Origin of the sequence: Pseudomonas sp. PS02290 (assembly GCF_029960075.1) — a bacterium.
Lineage (GTDB): Bacteria > Pseudomonadota > Gammaproteobacteria > Pseudomonadales > Pseudomonadaceae > Aquipseudomonas.
The window spans coordinates 35,817-55,793 of sequence record NZ_JASCOY010000006.1 but is presented as its reverse complement, the minus strand read 5'-3'; the positions used below and the strand labels follow the sequence as shown (position 1 = coordinate 55,793).

Annotated in this window: 17 protein-coding genes and 1 other RNA gene; 10 read left to right on the top strand and 8 right to left on the bottom strand. The window is 59.2% G+C overall.

Features of this window, described 5'->3' with window-relative positions; all coding sequences use genetic code 11:
- Positions 1-123 precede the first annotated feature (123 nt).
- The gene (locus QMX88_RS05320) at positions 124-327 is read left to right on the top strand and encodes a DUF6021 family protein (protein ID WP_192173349.1); all 204 of its coding nucleotides are present in this window, start codon (positions 124-126) and stop codon (positions 325-327) included.
- Between the two features lie 675 nt (positions 328-1,002).
- Here the strand turns inward: QMX88_RS05320 and ssrA are convergent.
- From ssrA to QMX88_RS05295, 5 genes are all read right to left on the bottom strand, one after another.
- Positions 1,003-1,394, bottom strand: a transfer-messenger RNA (tmRNA) gene (gene ssrA / locus QMX88_RS05315).
- Between the two features lie 113 nt (positions 1,395-1,507).
- On the bottom strand, positions 1,508-1,798 hold the full coding sequence (locus QMX88_RS05310) for a hypothetical protein (protein ID WP_172610661.1): 291 nt from the start codon (positions 1,796-1,798) through the stop codon (positions 1,508-1,510).
- Positions 1,799-2,009: 211 nt separating this feature from the next.
- Complete coding sequence (locus tag QMX88_RS05305; protein ID WP_282367011.1) at positions 2,010-4,820, bottom strand: FAD-binding and (Fe-S)-binding domain-containing protein; 2,811 nt, start codon at positions 4,818-4,820, stop codon at positions 2,010-2,012.
- Positions 4,821-4,893: 73 nt separating this feature from the next.
- A complete protein-coding gene (lldD, locus tag QMX88_RS05300) occupies positions 4,894-6,039 on the bottom strand; it encodes an FMN-dependent L-lactate dehydrogenase LldD (protein WP_192173320.1) in 1,146 nt (381 codons plus the stop codon).
- 68 nt (positions 6,040-6,107) lie between these two features.
- Complete coding sequence (locus tag QMX88_RS05295; protein WP_282367008.1) at positions 6,108-7,814, bottom strand: lactate permease LctP family transporter; 1,707 nt, start codon at positions 7,812-7,814, stop codon at positions 6,108-6,110.
- Between the two features lie 428 nt (positions 7,815-8,242).
- On the opposite strand from QMX88_RS05295, the gene QMX88_RS05290 reads away from it, so the two are divergent.
- Positions 8,243-9,010 carry a GntR family transcriptional regulator gene (locus QMX88_RS05290; RefSeq protein WP_192173318.1) on the top strand — a complete coding sequence of 256 codons (768 nt, stop codon included), beginning with the start codon at positions 8,243-8,245 and terminating at the stop codon, positions 9,008-9,010.
- A gap of 81 nt (positions 9,011-9,091) precedes the next feature.
- Here the strand turns inward: QMX88_RS05290 and smpB are convergent, their stop codons facing one another.
- Complete coding sequence (gene smpB, locus QMX88_RS05285; protein WP_065987620.1) at positions 9,092-9,574, bottom strand: SsrA-binding protein SmpB; 483 nt, start codon at positions 9,572-9,574, stop codon at positions 9,092-9,094.
- Between the two features lie 127 nt (positions 9,575-9,701).
- On the opposite strand from smpB, the gene QMX88_RS05280 reads away from it, so the two are divergent.
- Genes QMX88_RS05280 through QMX88_RS05270 form a run of 3 tightly spaced genes read left to right on the top strand, consistent with a single transcriptional unit; the run spans position 9,702 to position 11,860 of the window.
- Positions 9,702-11,105 (top strand): sodium-dependent transporter, encoded by a 1,404-nt coding sequence (locus tag QMX88_RS05280; RefSeq protein WP_282367005.1) that lies wholly within the window; start codon positions 9,702-9,704, stop codon positions 11,103-11,105.
- A 7-nt stretch (positions 11,106-11,112) separates the two neighbouring features.
- Complete coding sequence (locus QMX88_RS05275; RefSeq protein ID WP_133776812.1) at positions 11,113-11,547, top strand: type II toxin-antitoxin system RatA family toxin; 435 nt, start codon at positions 11,113-11,115, stop codon at positions 11,545-11,547.
- Positions 11,540-11,860 (top strand): RnfH family protein, encoded by a 321-nt coding sequence (locus QMX88_RS05270; protein WP_282367002.1) that lies wholly within the window; start codon positions 11,540-11,542, stop codon positions 11,858-11,860. The genes QMX88_RS05275 and QMX88_RS05270 overlap by 8 nt, the downstream gene beginning before the upstream one ends.
- An 88-nt stretch (positions 11,861-11,948) precedes the next feature.
- Here the strand turns inward: QMX88_RS05270 and QMX88_RS05265 are convergent, their stop codons facing one another.
- Positions 11,949-12,473, bottom strand: coding sequence for an outer membrane protein assembly factor BamE (locus tag QMX88_RS05265; RefSeq protein ID WP_074888447.1), 525 nt, complete (start codon positions 12,471-12,473; stop codon positions 11,949-11,951).
- A 98-nt stretch (positions 12,474-12,571) separates the two neighbouring features.
- On the opposite strand from QMX88_RS05265, the gene fur reads away from it, so the two are divergent.
- Positions 12,572-12,979, top strand: coding sequence for a ferric iron uptake transcriptional regulator (gene fur / locus QMX88_RS05260; RefSeq protein WP_065987616.1), 408 nt, complete (start codon positions 12,572-12,574; stop codon positions 12,977-12,979).
- Between the two features lie 113 nt (positions 12,980-13,092).
- Here the strand turns inward: fur and recN are convergent, their stop codons facing one another.
- Positions 13,093-14,766: a DNA repair protein RecN gene (recN, locus tag QMX88_RS05255; RefSeq protein WP_192173315.1), complete on the bottom strand. Its 1,674-nt coding sequence runs from the start codon at positions 14,764-14,766 to the stop codon at positions 13,093-13,095.
- A gap of 276 nt (positions 14,767-15,042) precedes the next feature.
- On the opposite strand from recN, the gene grpE reads away from it, so the two are divergent.
- The 4 genes from grpE to dapB all read left to right on the top strand — a co-directional run bounded on the left by grpE (position 15,043) and on the right by dapB (position 19,902).
- The gene (grpE, locus tag QMX88_RS05250; protein WP_282366996.1) at positions 15,043-15,609 is read left to right on the top strand and encodes a nucleotide exchange factor GrpE; all 567 of its coding nucleotides are present in this window, start codon (positions 15,043-15,045) and stop codon (positions 15,607-15,609) included.
- 102 nt (positions 15,610-15,711) lie between these two features.
- The gene (gene dnaK, locus QMX88_RS05245) at positions 15,712-17,631 is read left to right on the top strand and encodes a molecular chaperone DnaK (protein ID WP_192173314.1); all 1,920 of its coding nucleotides are present in this window, start codon (positions 15,712-15,714) and stop codon (positions 17,629-17,631) included.
- Between the two features lie 323 nt (positions 17,632-17,954).
- Complete coding sequence (gene dnaJ / locus QMX88_RS05240) at positions 17,955-19,085, top strand: molecular chaperone DnaJ (protein ID WP_192173313.1); 1,131 nt, start codon at positions 17,955-17,957, stop codon at positions 19,083-19,085.
- A 10-nt stretch (positions 19,086-19,095) separates the two neighbouring features.
- Positions 19,096-19,902: a 4-hydroxy-tetrahydrodipicolinate reductase gene (gene dapB / locus QMX88_RS05235; protein WP_192173312.1), complete on the top strand. Its 807-nt coding sequence runs from the start codon at positions 19,096-19,098 to the stop codon at positions 19,900-19,902.
- The last annotated feature ends 75 nt before the right edge of the window (positions 19,903-19,977 follow it).

Genomic DNA, 19,977 nt, shown 5'->3' with positions numbered 1-19,977 from the left:
ATCCGCTTTCAACCTGAGGCGCCGCGAACGAAACCGCCCGTCTAATCCGGGGCACTTGGCGGGCTCAGGGGATTCTGATGATCATGGTGCGGATAACTCGCACGTGAACGAGGAGATTGAATCATGGCTAACGACACTTCGCTTACAGGGACCTCCACGCACACGGATCCGGACAAAGAGCTTGGCTTCAATGAAGAATCGCCTGATGTTTCCGACCCGCAGGTAGACCCTACCGAACCCGCGCGGACCGAGAACGATCCGGTGACTGAAGAGCCAACCACTCGCCGCGGTAATGACGAGCCGCTGCCGGGGAAGGGTGGGGTTTGATCGACTCGCGCTGAATCCAGAAGCCCTGCTGACTCAAGCGGGGCTTTTTTATGACATCCGGCGAGCCATCGCGGTGTCGCGCTTCCGGGATCGCCAAGGCTTCGCGGCAGGCCAGCGAGTGCTATCAGTGCGCGCTCTTTGGAGAGCGGTGTGATCAATCCTGTAGTGCCATCCACCGACATGTACAGAAAGTACCGACCTTCCTGATCGAGCAGAATCCGGTAGACACCTCCCGATGCGTCATAGCTTGGGACGACTGTTCGATCCACGAGAAAAGTATGGCTACTGATGCCCATATCGCTGAGCGCCGCCGCGAAGTCTGCACTGACGTCAGACTCCCATTGCTTGGTGCTGCGCAGACTGAACAGGAGTCTGATCAGCAAGGTCAGCGAGATGCTTACTACCGCAATAATGCCCGATCCATAATCCACGCCTCTACTCCCTGTGCTGCTATAGATCTGATAAATACCGGCAATCAGCCAGTGTTTCAACACACCTTGCGTCAGACAGGAAAGTCTCACAGGGAGGGCGCAGATCCTCACTAATAAATCGATGAGCGTGGTCTTGCACGCTCATTACTGCCCGTTGTCACACCGGGAGCAGACCAAACCGCCCATTCAGGCACAAAAAAAGCACTTGCGATAAACGCTAAGTGCTTGATTTGTATTGCGTGTTTGGTGGAGCCGGGGGGATTTGAACCCCCGTCCGCCAGTACTCCGCTTTCGGGCCTACATGCTTAGCCGTGTCTATTAAGTTAACCCTCAGCGACCCGACGGGCAGGGTGCTTTGGGCGAGCTGTGTAAGTTTTAGCCGATTCGTCCACAGCGTACTGCACGGCGATCCTGTTCTATATGACAATCACTTTGGGTTTACAGGCATCCCCTGGTGATTGCTGGAGCCGAAGCTACCAGAAGGAAGGCTAGCACCGCTTACGCGGCGAGAGCTTGTTCCCCGTAGGTTTCGTCATTGGCAACTATAGAAAGTTGCAACAGTGGATTTACGACTTCTGTTACCAAGTCGGCATGCCCCTAGAGTTTCATCACCGGCGTCGAATCCTAATCGGCCCCAATTCTGCTGCTCTAGCAGTCAGGCGGCGGAGTCTACCCGAATCAATAAGATACGTCGACCGTTCGCCTGACATTCCGCTCGCGACGGCGTTGGGCCAGTCCCGATTCGGTCATTACTTGGCGGCACCGCCGTCGCTGCCGTCACCGCCGGTTTTCAGCTCGGTGATCTTCTTGGTGGTGATCGAGATGCACTCTTTGTCATTGCCGCTTTTTTGCGCGGCAGTGGCATCGGCGACGGTTTTTTCAATGTCAGTCTTGCTGTCACCGGTGAGATTGGTGGTGGTCGAAGCCTCAGCATTTTTCAGTGCTGCGATGTTCGCGCCGCACAGGTCATCAGCAGCGAAAACCGGGGAACCCAACAGTGCAGCGGTAAGAAACAGTCCAGTCAGTGCAGTGCGCTTCATGTGTATCTCCTTGAGCCTGTTGACTCGGTATCGCCGGCCGATTTTGCCGGTGCCCGAGGTAGAGGAAAAAAGCGCCGAATGAGTTGTGGCGCTTAAAGAGATGGACTGCCGCTCATCGCAGGGGTTCTATATTTTTTTCACAATGCTGTGAAAAAGCCACGTTGCGAGATGTTTCGGGATTATGGGGGGATCTGCGCCCCATTTGTGTGCATCAAGCGGTTCTTGGTTGAGTCACTCGATCCACGAGATAGACCAGGCCTTGGTAGTCAATACCACCGTGTTGCGTGAGCCCGATCTCGCAGGTCCGGCTGGTAGAAATCCCCTCATCACAGTACTGGACCGCCTCTTTCAGCGAGCGTAGCGCGTGGGCATTCAGTTCGGGTGTCGTAAAGCCTTTGTCCCCCGCAAAGCCGCAGCAATGAATGCCTTCGGGAACGACCACATTCACGCTGCACATTCGTGCAAGGTCGATCAGCGCCTGGCTCTCGCCCAAGTGTTGCGTGCTGCAAGTGACGTGAACCGCGATGGGCGCCTGTTGCGGGGTGAACACCAGTTTGTCCAGCAGATGGGTGCGGATGAAACGAACCGGGTCATACAGTTCGAGCCGGGTCTCCTTGAGGTCCTGAATCAGGCGCAACGTACAGGGGCTGGTGTCGCAATAGATCGGATCGAGCCCGCCGCGACTGGCCTTGGTCAGCGCAGCGAGCATCTGCTGGCGCTTGCCTTCCGCCTGCTCGGCGTAGCCCTTGGAAGCGAAGGGCTGGCCGCAGCACAGACTGTCTTGGTCTTCCGGGAACACCACTTGATAACCGGCTTTCTCCAGCAGCCCTCGGGTCTTGTCCATCAGCGACATCTGCTCGCGATCGCCCGCCGCAGGCCCCATGACGCGGGACACGCAGGCCGCCAGATAGACCACGCGAGGACGCTGATCTTCAACCGGCAGGGTGAAACGAATGGCGTTCTCGGGCTGGGGCATGGCTGGCGTCCACTGAGGCACGCGGCCTGAAGACGCTTTGCTCAGCGCGCCGGAAATCTTCGCCAGCCTCGGTGCGCCCAACAGCATGCGGGCGCCATTGGCGGCATGCAGCGTAAATCGCGCGCCCTTCAACGCCGTCGCAAAGTGCTGACTGATCCAGCTAGCGGCCTTGTCGTGATGCGCTTGCTCCCCGCGAAGCTTCTTCACCAGCTCGCCCGTGTTGATGCCGACCGGGCAACGTTGCGCGCACATACCGGTGGCCGCGCAGGTGTCGATGCCGTGGTACTGATAGTCGCGCTCCAGCTGAGTGGTGTCGGTGCCTGCGCGTTTTTTGGCCTGAATGTCACGCCACATGACGATGCGTTGCCGTGGGCTCAGGGTCAGGCCCTTCGATGGACACACCGGTTCGCAGAAACCACACTCGATGCATTTGTCGATGATCCCATCGGCAGCCGGCATGGGTTTCAGGTGCTTGAGGTGCACCTGCGGATCGTCACTGAGCACAACATCCGGATTGAGAATGCCGGTGGGGTCGAGCAACCGTTTGAGTTGCCACATCAGCGCGTACGCCTCGCTGCCCCATTCAAGCTCCACGAACGGCGCCATGTTGCGGCCAGTCCCGTGTTCGGCTTTCAGGGAACCGTTGAACTCCACGGCCACCAGTTGCGTGACGTCATCCATGAACGCGGAATAACGCGCAATCTCCTGCGGATCGTTGAAGCCTTGGGTGAAGACGAAGTGCAGGTTGCCCTCCAGCGCATGGCCGAACAGGATCGCCTCGTCGTAGCGGTGCTTTTCGAACAGTTTGATCAATCGCCGAACGCCGATGGCCAGCTGCTCGACGGAAAAGGTCACGTCTTCGATGATCACCGTCGTACCCGTCTCACGCACCGCGCCGACGGCAGGGAAGGTGTCCTTGCGAATGGCCCAGAGCCGTGCGTTCTCAGTCGCGTCTTCGGTGAAATCAACCTGCTTCTCGACCGGAAAGTGCGCGATGGACGCCATGATCTGCGCCAGTTGCTCGTGCAACAGCGGCTGCGTCGCAGCGCGGGCTTCGATCAGCAGTGCGCAGGCGCCTTCCGACAGCTCACGAACGAAGGCCGGCATGCCCGGCTTGTCCTGCACCGAGCGCATGCTGCGCCGATCAAGCAGTTCGACGGCAGCGACCGGCTGGGTTTTCAGCACCGCCACGGCGTTGCAGCAGGTTTCGATGTCGGGAAAAACAATCAGCGCCGTCGCCTTGCTCGGGTGATCGGGCACCGTGTCGTACGTCACCGCGCTGATGAAACCCAGCGTGCCCTCCGAACCCACCAGCAGGTGACTGAGGATGTCGAGCGGTTCGTCGAAATCCACTAAGGCGTTCAGCGACAGGCCGCAGGTGTTCTTCAGACGGTACTTGTGGCGAATCTTCGCGGCGAGTTCGGTGTTTGCGCGCGTCTCACGGCCCAGTTGCGCGAGGCGGTCGAGCAGCTCGGCGTGGCTGACTTTAAATGCAGCGACACTGGCGGGGTCTTCCGTGTCCAGGCGGGCACCGTCGGCGAGCACCAGCCGAATGCCAGCAAGGGTGTGATAGGTGTTCTGGGCCGTGCCGCAGCACATGCCGCTGGAATTGTTGGCGACGATGCCGCCGATTTTTGCCGCGTGCATGGACGCCGGGTCAGGACCGATCTTGCGTCCAAATGGCGCAAGCCAGACGTTGGCCTGTGCGCCGATTACGCCGGGTTGCAAACGGATCTTCGTGCCTTGCTCGCGTATTTCACGGCCGTTCCAGTTGTCGCCGAGCACGATCAATACGGAGTCGCTGATGGCTTGGCCCGAGAGGCTGGTGCCGGCCGCACGGAAGGTCACCGGGACTTTATCGGCCTGCGCCAGTTTTAACAGCGCCACGACTTCGTCTTCTGATTCGACGCGGATGACCAGCTTGGGGATCAGCCGATAAAAGCTGGCGTCGGTGCCGAAGGCCAAGGTCGAGAGCGGGTCGTCGAAGCGTCTTCCGGCAGGAATGAGGCTGTTCACACCGGCCAGAAACGCGGCGGGCAAAGTCATGCTGTTTTCCTCGTGGGGCATCTCGGTGGCGCTGCGGCCTCTGTCGGGCCGCATGGGTCGGGATCGGCGTAGGTCAGGCGCCCAGCTCGCGGACCAGCGAATCGCGAGTGATCTCGCTGATCGACTTGGCGCCGGTCAAGACCATCGCCACGCGCATTTCCTTCTCGAACAGATCCAGCAGGTTTTTCACCCCGGCCTCGCCGTGGGTGGCCAAGGCGTAGATGAACGCACGGCCGATCAGCACGGTGTCTGCGCCGAGGGCAATCATGCGCACCACATCCAGACCGCTGCGAATGCCGGAGTCGGCGAGAATCTTCAGATCGCCTTTTACCGCGTCGGCAATGGCGGGCAGCGCGCGGGCACTGGACAACACGCCATCAAGCTGGCGGCCGCCATGGTTGGACACAACGATGCCGTCGGCGCCGAATTTCACCGCATCCCGTGCGTCGTCAGGATCGAGGATGCCCTTGATGATCATCGGGCCGTCCCAAGAGTCGCGAATCCATTCCAAGTCTTTCCATGAGATCGACGGATCGAAATTGTTGCCCAGCCAGGCGATGTAATCGGTGAGACCGGTAGGGTTGCCGCGATAGGCCGACACGTTGCCCAAGTCGTGGGGCCGGCCGTTGATGCCCACGTCCCACGCCCATTGCGGGTGGGTCATGGCTTGCAAGACCCGGCGCATCGGCCCGCTTTTGCCGCTCATGCCGGAGTGCGCGTCACGGTAGCGGGCGCCGGGGACGGGCATGTCGACGGTGAACACCAGTGTTTTCACACCGGCGGCTTTGGCTCGCTCCAGCGCGTTGCGCATGAAACCGCGATCCTTCAGCACATACAGCTGAAACCACATCGGCCGCTTGATCGCCGGCGCGACTTCTTCAATCGGGCACAACGACACGGTCGAGAGCGTGAACGGAATGCCCTTGGCATCTGCGGCGCGGGCGGCCTGCACTTCCCCACGGCGAGCGTACATGCCGCATAGGCCAACCGGAGCCAGTGCCATCGGCATGCTCAGGGTTTCACCGAACAGCGTCGTCTCCAGACTCAGCTCGGACATGTTCTTCAGGATGCGCTGGCGCAGCGCAATGCTGGCCAGGTCGGAAACGTTGTGGCGCAGGGTGTGCTCGGCGTAAGCGCCACCGTCCGCGTAGTGGAACAGGAAGGGCGGGAGCTTGCGCTGGGCGGCGGCGCGGTAGTCGGTGGAGGCAGAAATGATCATGGGATCTCGCAGATGAGTGAGCGGGGCCACAGCCGGGCGCGCAAGCAGCACGCCTGGCGCTCGTCTGATTAATGAACCAGCATGCCGGTGAACCAGTACGCCTGGGCGTAAGTGATGCAGCCAACGATCGTGGCGAAGAAAATGCTGTGCTTGAGGGTGAAGCGGAACAGGTCGGATTCTTTACCCACCAGCCCGGTTGCCGCGCAGGCCACCGCGATTGATTGCGGGGAAATCATCTTGCCGGTCACGCCGCCGCTGGAGTTGGCTGCAACCATCAGCACGTCACTGACGCCCAGCTGGTGTGCCGTGGTGGCCTGCAGCGAGCCAAACAGGGCGTTCGACGAGGTGTCGGAGCCTGTCAGGAACACCCCGAGCCAGCCGAGGAATGGCGAGAAGAACGGGAAGGCGCTGCCAGTCCCGGCGAGGACCAATGCGAGCGTCGAGGACATGCCGGAGTAGTTCATGACGAAGGCGAAGGCCAGCACCATGCCGATGGACACGATGGCCCAGCGCAATTCGATCAGCGTTTCTTTGAACGTGACCAAACCTGTTTTAGGTGTAATGCGCAGCACGATCATCGCCAGAATCGCCGAGATCAGGATCGCGCTGCCCGATGCCGCGAGCAGGTCGAACTTGTACACCGCCGGCATGGCGGTCGGGTTGGCGACAATCGGCGCCATCTTCATAACCAGTTGATCCAGGTGCGGCACCGGGAAGTTCATGGTCAGTGCCTGCAGCGGACCGCCCGCAGCGAACAGCGCCTTGAACGGCTTCAGCGTCCAGATCGTCACGACGACAGTCAGGATCAGGAACGGCGACCATGCCTTGATGATGGTGCCTGCCGAGTACGGCGATTTTTTGGTGGTGCGCGGCTGACCAAAACCGCCCGCATTACCGGCGCCGCCGCCCATGACCGCAGCACCGCCGGACGCACCGACGATTTTTGCATCGGCCGCGCGGGCTGGCTGCCAGACTTTCAGGAAGAAGGTCAGGGACACGAGGCTGACCAGCGCCGAGGTAATGTCAGGCAGTTCCGGGCCAATGAAATTAGAGGTCAGAAATTGCACGATGGCGAAGCTGCCGCCCGCGACTAGAGCCGCTGGCCAGGTCTCTTTGACGCCTTTCACACCGTCCATCATGAACATCAGCCAGAACGGCACGAACACCGACAACAGTGGCAATTGACGACCGGCCATGGCGCCGATCTTGAACGGGTCGAGACCGGACACCTGACCGGCCACGATGATCGGGATGCCCAATGCGCCAAACGCCACCGGTGCGGTGTTGGCGATCAGGCAGAGGCCGGCGGCATACAGCGGGTTCAATCCCAGGCCAACGAGTAACGCTGCGGTGATGGCCACCGGTGCGCCGAAGCCTGCCGCGCCTTCCAGGAACGCGCCGAAGCAGAATCCGATCAGCAAGACCTGCAGGCGCTGGTCATCGGTGATCGACATGACCGAGCTGCGAATGATCTCGAACTGACCGCTTTTGACCGTCAGTTTGTAGAGAAACACTGCGGCAATAATGATCCACGCGATGGGCCACAAGCCGTAGAGGAAACCGTAGCCGGCGGACGCGACGGCCATGTCGGCAGGCATCTGGAACGCGAAGATCGCGATCAGTATGGCGAGCAGCAGCGTGATGGCCCCCGCGACGTGCCCCTTGAGCCGGAAGATCGCCAGCGCCAGAAAGAAGAAAACGATCGGAATGACAGCCACCAGCGCCGAAAGGCCCAAGCCGCCGAGAGGTGTGTAGAGCTGTTGCCAGGTTTGCATGTATGAGGCCCCTAATTGTTTTTGGTTAGGCCCGGTGTCCATGTCTTACGTGCGCGGCTCCTGCAGGTGACAACTACGTATCTGTCGGCCTGCCGGCGCTGACGAACGAGTCGCACAGCTCACCAGCTCAAGCGTTCCGCCGTCGGGAAGTGCCTGCAGCGTGGGACAGTGATAAGCCATCCCTCGCCGGCATTGTAAATTGGTAATACCAATTTACAATGTCTTGGCGCTAGGTTAGAAGCCTTGCTGACGGTGTGTCAATTTATGACGCGTAAACTTTCGTAGCAGCTCGCCCGGATTTCATCCGCACTTCGCCTGAGAGGGAGATTTCTCCTGCATCTGCCGGGTGAATGTCTGATCGCGATCAGCGAGAATATGCACCCCGCGGCCAGGTCAGGCGGGGCAGCCGGGTTGTGGAGTGAAGGGTTATGGGCTTTGATCAGGTGCGTCAGCGCCGCTTGTCCGACGATATTGTCGAGCAGTTGGAAAGGATGATTCTGGAGGGCACGTTGCGCTCTGGCGGTCGTCTGCCGGCTGAGCGAGCGCTGGCCGAGCAGTTCGGCGTGTCGCGCCCTTCGCTGCGTGAGGCGATTCAAAAGCTGACGGCCAAAGGGCTGTTGATCAGCCGTCAAGGCGGCGGCAATTACGTGGTCGACAGTCTTGGGTCCACGTTCAGCGATCCACTGCTTCATCTGTTGGAAAGCAGCCCGGACGCCCAGCGCGACCTGCTTGAGTTCCGCCATACCCTGGAAGCCTCCTGCGCCTACTACGCAGCCATACGCGCGACGGATGTTGATCGGCTGCGGCTGCGCGAGGCGTTCGATGCTCTTCAGGACTGCTACAGCCGCGCGGAGGAAGTGAGTCGTGCGGAGGAGGGCGCAGCAGACGCCAGTTTCCACCTCGCCATCGCCGAAGCCAGCCATAACGCTGTGTTGCTGCACACCATTCGCGGCCTGTTCGATCTGCTGCGGCGCAGCGTGGTCACCAACATCGGCGGCATGTACAAACAGCGCGCAGAAACCCGCGACATGCTGATTGATCAGCATCGTGAGTTGTACCTGGCGATAATCGAAGGGCGGGCAGACGATGCTCGAGAAGTGTCGAGCCGCCATTTGCTGTACGTGCAGGAGGTGCTGGAAGAAGTGCGCCAGCAAGTGCAGCGCACGGCGCGGGCTGAACGGCGCAACCGGATTTAAAGATGCTGCACGGCGCCCGACCCATCGCGGACCGTGCGCCACCGGTTAGAGCGGCGTTTCTAAGCGGCCGGAAAGACTGAATCAGTCTTCCTTGCCCTTGTTCCGCACTGCGCGTTGCAGCTCGCGATTGGAGTCGCGTTCGCGCTCGGTATCGCGCTTGTCGTATTCCTTCTTGCCTTTGCCCAGAGCAATCTCGCACTTGATCAAGTGCTGCTTCCAGTAAAGGGCAAGGGCCACGCAGGCATAGCCTTTTTGCTGAACAGACGACGTCAGCTTTTCCAGCTCGCGCTTGTTGAGCAACAGTTTACGGGTGCGTGTCGGGTCAGCGATGACGTGGGTACTGGCTGTCGTCAGTGGCGAGATATGGCTACCCATCAGCCAGGCCTCACCGTCTTTGAGCAACACGTAACTGTCAACCAGCTGCACCTTGTTGGCACGCAGGCTTTTTACTTCCCAGCCAGCCAGGACCAGACCGGCCTCGAACTTGTGTTCGATGAAGTAATCGTGACGCGCCTTTTTATTTTGCGCGATGGTCCCTGTGGGATGTTTCTTGAGCTTAGCCATAGGCGACGCATTATAGGGATCAACGGGCGTCTCGGCTATGGGCTCGCGCGCTGAAGCTGTGTGCTTGAGCAGGTGGAGTGAATCCCGGACAATGCGCGATCTTTTTTGCGTGTTGGACGTGTCAACGATGTCGACGGACAAGGTTTCGGTTCACGGGAGTTGGGCCAGTCGCTGGGTGTTTATCCTGGCGGCCACCGGCTCTGCCGTAGGGTTGGGCAGCATCTGGAAATTCCCCTACATGGTCGGCGTCTACGGCGGCGGCGCGTTTGTGCTGGTGTTTCTGGCGTGCATCGCCCTGATCGGGATTCCGGTGATGATCGCCGAGACGCTTATCGGGCGACGCGCACGGCAGAGTCCGGCCAACGCGCTGCGTACGCTGGCCCTGGAAGCGGGGCATTCGTCAAAGTGGTCATGGGGCGCTTTCGCCGGCATGGTCACCGCGCTATTGATCCTTTCTTTTTATAGCGTCGTCGGTGGCTGGTCGCTCGAGTACATCATTGATGTCGGCAAGGGCGACTTCAGAGGCGTAACGCCTGACGGTGTCGGTGCCTATTTTGGCGAGATGATTGCCGATCCCTGGCGTCTGGTCGGCTGGCATACGTTATTCATGTTGCTGTCGGCAATCACCATCGCCAAGGGCGTGAACGCCGGCCTCGAGCGCAGCCTGCGTATCCTGATGCCGTTGCTGTTTGTGCTGATGGTGATTCTGTTGGGCTATAGCCTGACCACCGGGCACTTCATGGAAGGCGTGCATTTCATGTTCGACTTCACCCCCGAGAAGCTGCTCGATGGCTTGCTCCCGGCCATGGGGCATGCGTTTTTCTCGCTGAGTGTGGGCGTCGGTTCGATCATGATTTACGGCGCCTACATGACCAAAGAGGCCTCGATCAGCGCGACGGTGGTGGGCGTGGCATTGCTCGACACCTTCGTGTCGCTGCTGGCGGGCCTCGCATTGTTTCCGATTGTGTTCGCGGCGGGTCTGAACCCAAGCGAAGGGCCGGGCCTGATGTTCGTTACGCTGCCGTATGCATTTGGTAACGTCGCCTTCGGTACGGTCATGGGCGTGGTGTTCTTTATCCTTGTCGCGGTCGCGGCCTGGAGCTCGGCCATTTCCTTGCTCGAACCCATGGTCGCGTATCTGGTCGAGCGCACAAAAGTTCGCCGCGGCTGGGTGACGTTCTGGCTATCGTTCATCTGCTGGTTCGTCGGCCTCGGGACGGTTTTCTCGTTCAACATCTGGAAGCAGGCCAAATTCTTCGTGAACGAAGGCGGCGGCTTCCACCTCTATCAGTGGGGAGCGTCGTCGGGGCTGGATTTCTTCGGCGTCATCGATTTCTTCACCTCACGGATCATGCTTCCGCTGGGTGGATTGTGCTTTGTGGTATTCGCAGGTTGGGTGATGGGACGCGGTGCGGTGCGCGACGAGTTGTCGGTACGCAGCCCGGTTCTGTTCGCTTTAACGTTCTTTTTGATGCGCTATGTGGCGCCGATCGGCATTGTGGTTGTCTTTGCCGCTCAGCTTTGGAAATGACGCTGACATGACTACGCATATTCAACGTTCCGCCCTTTTGCCATATCCCGCCCAGGCGCTGTATGACCTGGTCAACGACGTGAGTCGCTACTCCGAGTTTCTGCCGTGGTGTTCCGCCGGCACCGTGCTTGAGCAGAGTGATACCTCAATGCGTGCGCGTGTCGAGATTGCAAAGGGCGGCCTGAGCCAGCACTTCGTTACTCGCAACACGCTGACGCCGGGGCAAACCATCGAGATGAATCTGGAGGAGGGGCCTTTCAGTCAGCTTCACGGCGTCTGGACCTTCAAGGCCCTAAATGAAAAGGCCTGCAAGATCAGCCTCGACCTGTCGTTCGACTACAGCGGTTCGATTGTCCGCGCGACACTGGGTCCGCTGTTCAATCAGGCCGCCAACACCTTGGTTGATGCTTTCTGCCAGCGAGCCAAAGAGTTGCATGGCTGAGCTAACGATCCGCGTCGAGGTGGTCTATGCCGTCGTCGACCGCCAGGAGTTGCTGGCGCTGGACGTGCCCGTCGGAACATCGGTCCGCGCTGCGGCTATTGCATCGGGTATGGCCGAGCGCTTTCATGGGCTGGACATCGCACAGTGCCCGTTAGGCATCTTCGGCAAGCTCGTGGGCGACCCGGAGCAGCGTGAGGTGGAAGCCGGCGACAGGGTTGAGATCTATCGCCCGTTGCTGGCTGATCCGAAAGAGGTGCGCCGTCTGCGTGCTTTAAAAGCAGCTGAGGCGAGAAAGGCGCAAAAACCGATTTAATTTTCTCATCGGCTTGATTGAGAGACGTAAAAAAAGCCCGGAATTTCCGGGCTTTTTTATAAGGCTGATTTCAGAAGGAAGCGGTGAATCAGCGCGGGTTTGTGTCCAGTGGTTCCTGGGAAGGAACGGGCACGGTTTCGACCTTGTCGACGTCGTTCTGAATCTGCTCAAGCAATGAGCCAGGCTTCGGTGGCTCTTCCTTCGGCGGCTGCGTCCCTTGGTTTTCGGGGGTGACAGTCGTGTCGCTGCTCTTCCCGAGAATGGCCTCGTCGCGGCTGACACCCGGCTTGAAGTCACCGGACAGGCTCGCCAGCTGGTCATTGCCATTGAAGATCAGGCTGACGCGTTCCTGCTGGCGTTCGCCACCACCAGGCTGCAGGCTGTACAGATAGTCCCAGCGTTCAGGGTGGAAGGTGTCGGTCAGCAAGGGGTTGCCCATGATAAACCTTACTTGCCGACGGGTCATTCCCGGGCGCAACTGGTCTATCATGTCCTGCGTGACGACATTGCCCTGTTGGATGTCGATTTTATAAACCCCGGGGAATGAACAACCGGCGAGTGCGAGCAGTCCCACGAAGGTGAAACTGGTTAGCAAGAGCTTGGTGTTTTGCATCGGTGGGCGACTTCCACTATCTTGGCTGGGACAACGTAAACCCCGATCATACCTGCATTAAGAGAAGCTGCGAAGCAGCGTCTGCGAGAAAGCTGACCATGGTTGAAAATAGCGAACTACGCAAAGCCGGACTTAAAGTGACCCTGCCGCGGGTCAAGATCCTTCAAATGCTCGATTCTGCGCAGCAGCGTCACATGAGCGCGGAGGACGTCTACAAGGCGCTGATGGAGGCCAACGAAGACGTCGGTCTGGCAACGGTTTACCGAGTTCTGACTCAGTTCGAAGCAGCCGGGTTGGTGGTTCGCCACAATTTCGACGGCGGCCACGCGGTATTCGAACTGGCTGACGGAGGCCACCACGACCACATGGTCAACGTGGAATCCGGTGAGGTCATCGAGTTCTTCGACGAGGAAATCGAAAAGCTGCAAAAAGCCATTGTGAGCAAGCACGGCTTCGAGCTGGTTGACCACAATCTGGTGCTCTACGTACGCAAGCAAAAGGTGTAAGCCTTTTGTGAAGTACGACAAAGGCGACCCTCGGGTCGCCTTTGTTGTTTCTGCAGTTTGCGATCAGGGGATGCTGCCAGATCCGCGCCGCCCGGGTTAAGCCGTAAAGATCATCAAGATTTGGACGCGACCACCATCTTCTTGGCGTGTGCGAGCGACTCTTTGGTCAGATCGATACCGCCCAGCATTCGCGCCACTTCCTCCACTCGCTCGTTCTTGCTCAGCTTGGACACCGCTGTACGCGTCACGTCTGCTTCCCGGACTTTATGTACAAAAAGGTGTTGATGCCCTTGAGCGGCGACTTGCGGCAAGTGCGTAACGGTCATGACCTGGCCGCGTTCGCCAAGACGACGCAGCAATTGGCCGACGATTTCAGCGGTAGGGCCGCCGATACCGACGTCCACTTCGTCAAACACCAGCGTCGGAACCCGAGATGTCTGTGCGGTGATCACTTGAATCGCCAGACTGATCCGAGAGAGTTCCCCACCCGACGCCACCTTCGCCAGCGCCTTGAGCGGCTGACCCGGGTTGGCGCTGACCAGCAGCTCAACCTGCTCCAGCCCGTTGGGAGACAGCTCTTTGTCTACGTTCTCGCGCAGCTCGATATTGAAGCGTCCGCCCGGCATACCCAGCCGCTGAATTTCGTGCTCGACCTTGTGGGCCAGTTCCGGCGCAGCACGGTGACGCAGGTCGCTCAGCTCGCGCGCCTTCTCTTGATAATGCCGCGCATAGGAACCTACCTCGTGTTCCAGTCTCTCGATCGCTTCGTCGTTGGCGTTGAGGGTTTCGATCTCGTCGAGCAACTTCTGGTGCAGCGCTGCAACTTCAGTAGGCTGCACGCGGTGTTTGCGTGCCAGCGTATAGATGGTGTCGAGGCGTTCTTCAATTTGCTGCAGGCGGGCGGGGTCCGCTTCGAAGCGATCGAGGAAACGATTGATCTCGCCGACAGCCTCTTCAACCTGAATCTGCGCACTGGAGAGCAGGTTGGTCGCTTCATTCAACGCATCTGGCGTGTTGTTCACGCTGCTGAGTCGATTAAGGCTGGCGGTCAATGCGTTCAGCGCATTGCCGGAGTCACTTTCACTGCACAGCTCCACAACTTGCCGGCAGATGCCCAGCAAGCTTTCGGCATTGGTCAGCGTGGTGTGTTCCTGTTCCAGCCGTTCGAGCTCGTTTTCGCCGAGGCTCAGGCTTTCCAGCTCTTCAAGTTGGTAGCTCAGCAACTGATGCTTGGCACGCTGCTCGTCGCCGGAGTTGGAAAGGCGCTCAAGCTCCTGGCGCGTTTGCCGCCAGCGCTGGGAGGCCAGTTGCACTTGACGTGCAAGGTCGGTGGCGCCCGCGTATTCGTCCAGCAAGCGCCGATGGGTATCGGTCTTCAGCAGCGACTGATGCTCGTGCTGGCTGTGAATATCGATCACCAGCTCGCCAAGGGCTTTCAGGTCCCCCTGGGGGCAAGGCGTCCCGTTTATATAGGCGCGTGATCGGCCTTCGGCAGTAATGACGCGGCGCAGAATGCAGGGACCGTCGGTTTCGAGGTCTCGCTCCTTCAGCCATGCGCTGGCTTCAGGGATATCCGACACGTCGAAGGTCGCCAGAATGTCTGCCTTGTCGGCACCTGGCCTTACCACGCCACTGTCGGCGCGATCGCCCAGCGTGAGGCCGAGCGCGTCGAGCATGATCGACTTGCCGGCCCCGGTTTCCCCGGTGATCACACTCATGCCGCGATCAAGTTCGAGATCGAGATGTTCAACGATGGCGTAGTTATGTATGGACAGGTGGACCAGCATCAGAGCGGCTCCCAAACAATTTGTCTGGTTATTTATACAGTGTTTTGCTTTGGGCTGACAATGCCCGGCCTTAGCTCGATTTGAAAGGTCATCGCCCATTTTTAGCATCAATCCTGCTTTTCGCCATCGCGCGTGGCCACCGAACCCATGTCAGAACATTTGTAGGGTTATTCAGCCGATCCTGCACCTAAACCCTTGAACCCGAGAATTACGACCCCATATAGCTGGGCAGAGGCGTGAGTTGAGCTCACGGATGTAATTAGAAGGAGAGAATTTATGGCTGACGAACAGAACCCGGACATGCAGGCTCAGGATCAGGCTGCCGACACGGCGACTTCTCAAGATGATCTGGCAACGCGTGTGCAAGTCCTTGAAGAGCAGCTGAAAGCGGCGCAGGACCAGTCTCTGCGTGTGGCTGCGGATCTGCAGAACGTCCGCCGCCGTGCCGAGCAAGACGTCGAGAAGGCGCACAAATTTGCGCTTGAGAAGTTTGCCAGCGATCTGCTGCCGATCGTTGACAGCCTTGAGCGTGGTCTGGACTTGTCCAGCTCGGATGACGAGAGCATACGGCCGATGCGTGAAGGCATCGAACTGACGCTGAAAATGTTCTACGACACGCTCAAACGCTACAACCTTGAAGCCATTGACCCTCATGGCCAGCCGTTCAACGCCGAGCACCATCAGGCGATGGCGATGCAGGAAAGCGCTGACGTGGAGCCGAATAGCGTACTCAAGGTGTTCCAGAAGGGATATCAGCTCAATGGCCGCTTGCTGCGCCCGGCCATGGTCGTGGTCAGCAAGGCGCCATCGCCTGTTTCGCCGTCTATTGACGAGCAGGCTTGAAATTAGCTGAGCGGCCCCCATTTACAGGCCAAGCGTTTAAGAATTACCGCAATTTGTAAATGCAGTTGCGGCAACCAAATTTAAGTTTCGGGAGAGTCAAAAATGGGCAAGATTATCGGTATCGACCTGGGGACCACCAACTCCTGCGTCTCGGTTCTGGAAAACGGTAAAGCCAAGGTGATCGAGAACGCCGAAGGCGCTCGTACCACCCCGTCGATCATCGCGTATGCCAACGATGGCGAGATCCTTGTAGGTCAATCGGCCAAGCGTCAGGCAGTGACCAACCCGCACAACACCCTGTACGCGGTTAAGCGTCTGATCGGCCGTAAGTTCGACGAAGAAGTCGTGCAGAAAGACATCAAGATGGTGCCTTACAAAATCGCCAAGGCTGACAACGGCGATGCATGGGTTGAAGTCAACGACAAGAAAATGTCCCCTCCTCAGATTTCGGCTGAAATCCTGAAGAAGATGAAGAAAACCGCCGAAGACTATCTCGGCGAGGCTGTTACAGAGGCGGTCATCACCGTTCCGGCTTACTTCAACGACAGCCAGCGTCAAGCCACCAAAGACGCCGGTCGTATTGCCGGTCTGGACGTGAAGCGCATCATCAACGAACCAACCGCAGCTGCGCTGGCTTACGGTATGGACAAAGCGAAGGGCGATCACACCGTCATCGTTTATGACCTGGGTGGCGGTACTTTCGACGTTTCGGTCATCGAAATCGCTGAAGTCGATGGCGAGCACCAGTTCGAAGTGTTGGCCACCAACGGCGACACCTTCCTGGGTGGTGAAGACTTCGACATCCGCCTGATCGATTACCTGGTTGACGAATTCAAGAAAGAATCCGGCATGAACCTGAAAGGTGATCCGCTGGCGATGCAGCGTCTGAAAGAAGCTGCCGAGAAAGCGAAGATTGAGCTGTCTTCGAGCAATTCGACCGACGTGAACCTGCCTTACATCACTGCAGATGCCACCGGTCCTAAGCACTTGAACGTGAAGATCTCGCGCGCCAAGCTGGAATCGCTGGTTGAAGACTTGGTTCAGCGCACCATTGAGCCTTGCCGCATTGCGCTGAAAGACTCCGGTATCGACATCGGCGCGATCAACGACGTGATCCTGGTCGGCGGTCAGACCCGCATGCCGCTGGTTCAGCAGAAGGTCACCGAGTTCTTCGGTAAAGAAGCGCGTAAAGACGTCAATCCTGACGAAGCCGTTGCCATGGGTGCAGCTATCCAGGGTGCAGTACTGGCGGGCGACGTGAAAGACGTTTTGCTGCTGGACGTCAGCCCGCTGACGCTGGGTATCGAAACAATGGGTGGCGTGATGACCGCGCTGATCGAGAAAAACACCACGATTCCTACCAAGAAATCGCAGGTGTTCTCGACTGCCGACGACAACCAGGGCGCAGTGACCATTCACGTGCTGCAGGGCGAGCGTAAGCAAGCGGCTCAGAACAAGTCCCTGGGCAAGTTCGACCTGGCCGAGATTCCACCAGCACCACGCGGCGTGCCTCAGATCGAAGTGACCTTCGACATCGACGCCAACGGCATTCTGCATGTCGGCGCGAAAGACAAGGCGACGGGCAAGACTCAGTCGATCGTGATCAAGGCCAACTCTGGTCTGTCGGACGAAGAAATCCAGCAGATGATTCGCGATGCTGAAGCGAACTCGGACGAAGACCGCAAGTTTGAAGAGCTGGCCTCTGCCCGCAACCAGGGCGATGCGCTGGTTCACTCGACTCGCAAAATGATCTCCGACGCTGGCGACAAAGTCACCGCGGAAGAGAAGACCGCTATCGAAGCTGCACTGGTTGCTCTTGAAGCCGCTGTTAAAGGCGACGACAAGGCTGCCATCGACGCCAAGATCGAAGAGCTGTCGAAGGTCTCCGCGCCGGTTGCTCAGAAGATGTACGCCGAGCAGGCCGAAAAACCTGAAGGCGGTGCTCAGGCCGCTCAGGAAGAAAGCAAGCCTGCTGACGACGTCGTTGACGCCGAGTTCGAAGAAGTAAAAGACCACAAGTAAGCGCAGGCTCACTTGATCGCCGGTTGACCGCTTTCTGGTGGTCGCTGGTAGGATGTCGCCGCGCGGGAGCTTGCTCCCGCGTTGGCGTGTCTGGAACACCCAAAATTTTCAAGCGCGCGATCCCGTATCGCGGGCTTTGTGGCAAAGCCGGATGCTCCTGCACTCCGGCTTGTTCAGCCGCTTTCCTCGGTCGATCAAAGGCCGTTGAACCAAGACCAGGATCGTTGAATTGACGTGAGTTGGGTCCGGGCCTGAAAGGGGCTCAACGAGTTCGGCAGACTCAGGAGGGTCATGCCGGACGTCCTCAAGAGTGCGGAAAATTTATGTCAAAGCGTGATTATTACGAAGTACTGGGCGTGGAGCGTGGCTCCAGCGAAGCGGACCTGAAAAAGGCGTATCGCCGTCTCGCCATGAAATATCACCCTGACCGCAACCCGGGTGACAAGGCTTCGGAAGACGCCTTCAAAGAAGCCAACGAAGCGTACGAAGTGCTTTCCGATGCCAGCAAGCGCGCGGCCTACGACCAATACGGCCATGCCGGTGTCGATCAGGGCATGGGCGGCGGCGGTTTCGGCGGCGGTGGCGCCAACTTCTCCGACATCTTCGGTGATGTTTTCAGCGACTTCTTCGGCGGCGGTCGCGCCGGCGGCGGTGGTCGCGGTGGTGCCCAGCGTGGCAGCGACCTTCGCTATACCCTCGAATTGAATCTTGAAGAAGCAGTGCGCGGCACGACTGTCAGCATCCGTGTACCGACACTGGTCAACTGCAAGCCGTGCGATGGCAGCGGCGCTAAAAAGGGCTCGTCCCCGGTGACCTGCCCGACATGCGGCGGCATCGGCCAGGTGCGCATGCAGCAGGGTTTCTTCTCTGTTCAGCAGACCTGCCCGCGTTGCCACGGCAACGGCAAGATCATTTCCGACCCTTGTGACTCCTGCCATGGCGAAGGCCGTGTCGAAGAGTCCAAGACGCTGTCGGTCAAGGTGCCGCCAGGTGTCGATACCGGCGACCGTATTCGTCTGTCAGGCGAAGGCGAGGCAGGGACGCAAGGTGGTCCAACTGGCGACCTGTACGTTGTCATCAATGTACGCGAACACGCGATTTTCCAGCGCGACGGCAAGCATCTGTATTGCGAAGTGCCGATCAGCTTCACCGACGCTGCACTGGGCGGCGAGCTGGAAGTGCCGACGCTGGACGGTCGCGTCAAGTTGAAGATCCCGGAAGGCACGCAAACCGGTAAGCAGTTCCGTCTGCGCGGCAAGGGCGTTGCTCCTGTTCGTGGCGGCGGCGCCGGCGACCTGATGTGCCGTGTGGCCGTCGAGACCCCGGTGAACCTGGGTCGTCGCCAGCGCGAGCTGCTCGAAGAGTTCCGTGCCACCCTTGAAGGCGACAGTTCTCATTCGCCCAAGGCCAGCGGCTGGTTCGAAGGCGTGAAGCGCTTCTTCGGCGATCTCTAAGGGGCAGGGCATGCGACGCATTGCTGTGATGGGCGCCGCCGGGCGCATGGGCAAGAACCTGATCGAGGCGGTGCAGGACCGTGCGCCGCTCACCGGACTGACGGCGGCAATCGTTCGTCCCGGCAGCACGATGATTGGTGCCGACGCCGGCGAACTCGCATCGCTGGGGCGCATCGGTGTTCAGTTGACCGGTAATCTGGAGCAGGTTGCCGACGAGTTCGACGTCTTGATCGACTTCACATTGCCGGACGTCATGCTGAAAAACCTGGCGTTCTGCCGTAAGGCGGGCAAGGCGATGGTCATTGGTACTACCGGCTTGAGCGTCGAACAAAAGCATCTGCTGGTGGAAGCGAGTCGGGAAATTCCCGTGGTTTTCGCGTCCAACTTCAGTGTGGGTGTGAACCTGTCGTTCAAGCTGCTGGATCTGGCGGCGCGAGTGATGGGTGAAGATTCGGACATCGAGATCATCGAAGCTCATCACCGCAACAAGGTCGACGCGCCGTCGGGTACGGCGGTCAGCATGGGTGAGGTGGTTGCCAATGCCCTTGGGCGTGACTTGAGCAAGGTTGCCGTCTACGGTCGTGAGGGGTACACCGGTGTTCGTGAGCGCGAGACGATCGGCTTCGCCACGGTCCGCGGCGGTGACGTCGTAGGTGATCACACTGTGCTGTTCGCCGCCGAGGGTGAGCGTCTGGAGATTACGCACAAGGCGTCCAGTCGCATGACCTTCGCCAAGGGCGCAGTGCGTGCCGCGCTGTGGCTAGATGGCAAGGCGCCGGGTCTTTACGACATGCAGGATGTACTTGATCTGCGCTGAGTCTTTCGGCGTCCGAGATGTGACAAGCGACAATGCGGGCAGGAGAAGGGCTTTACCTGTATCCTGCCCGCAGTT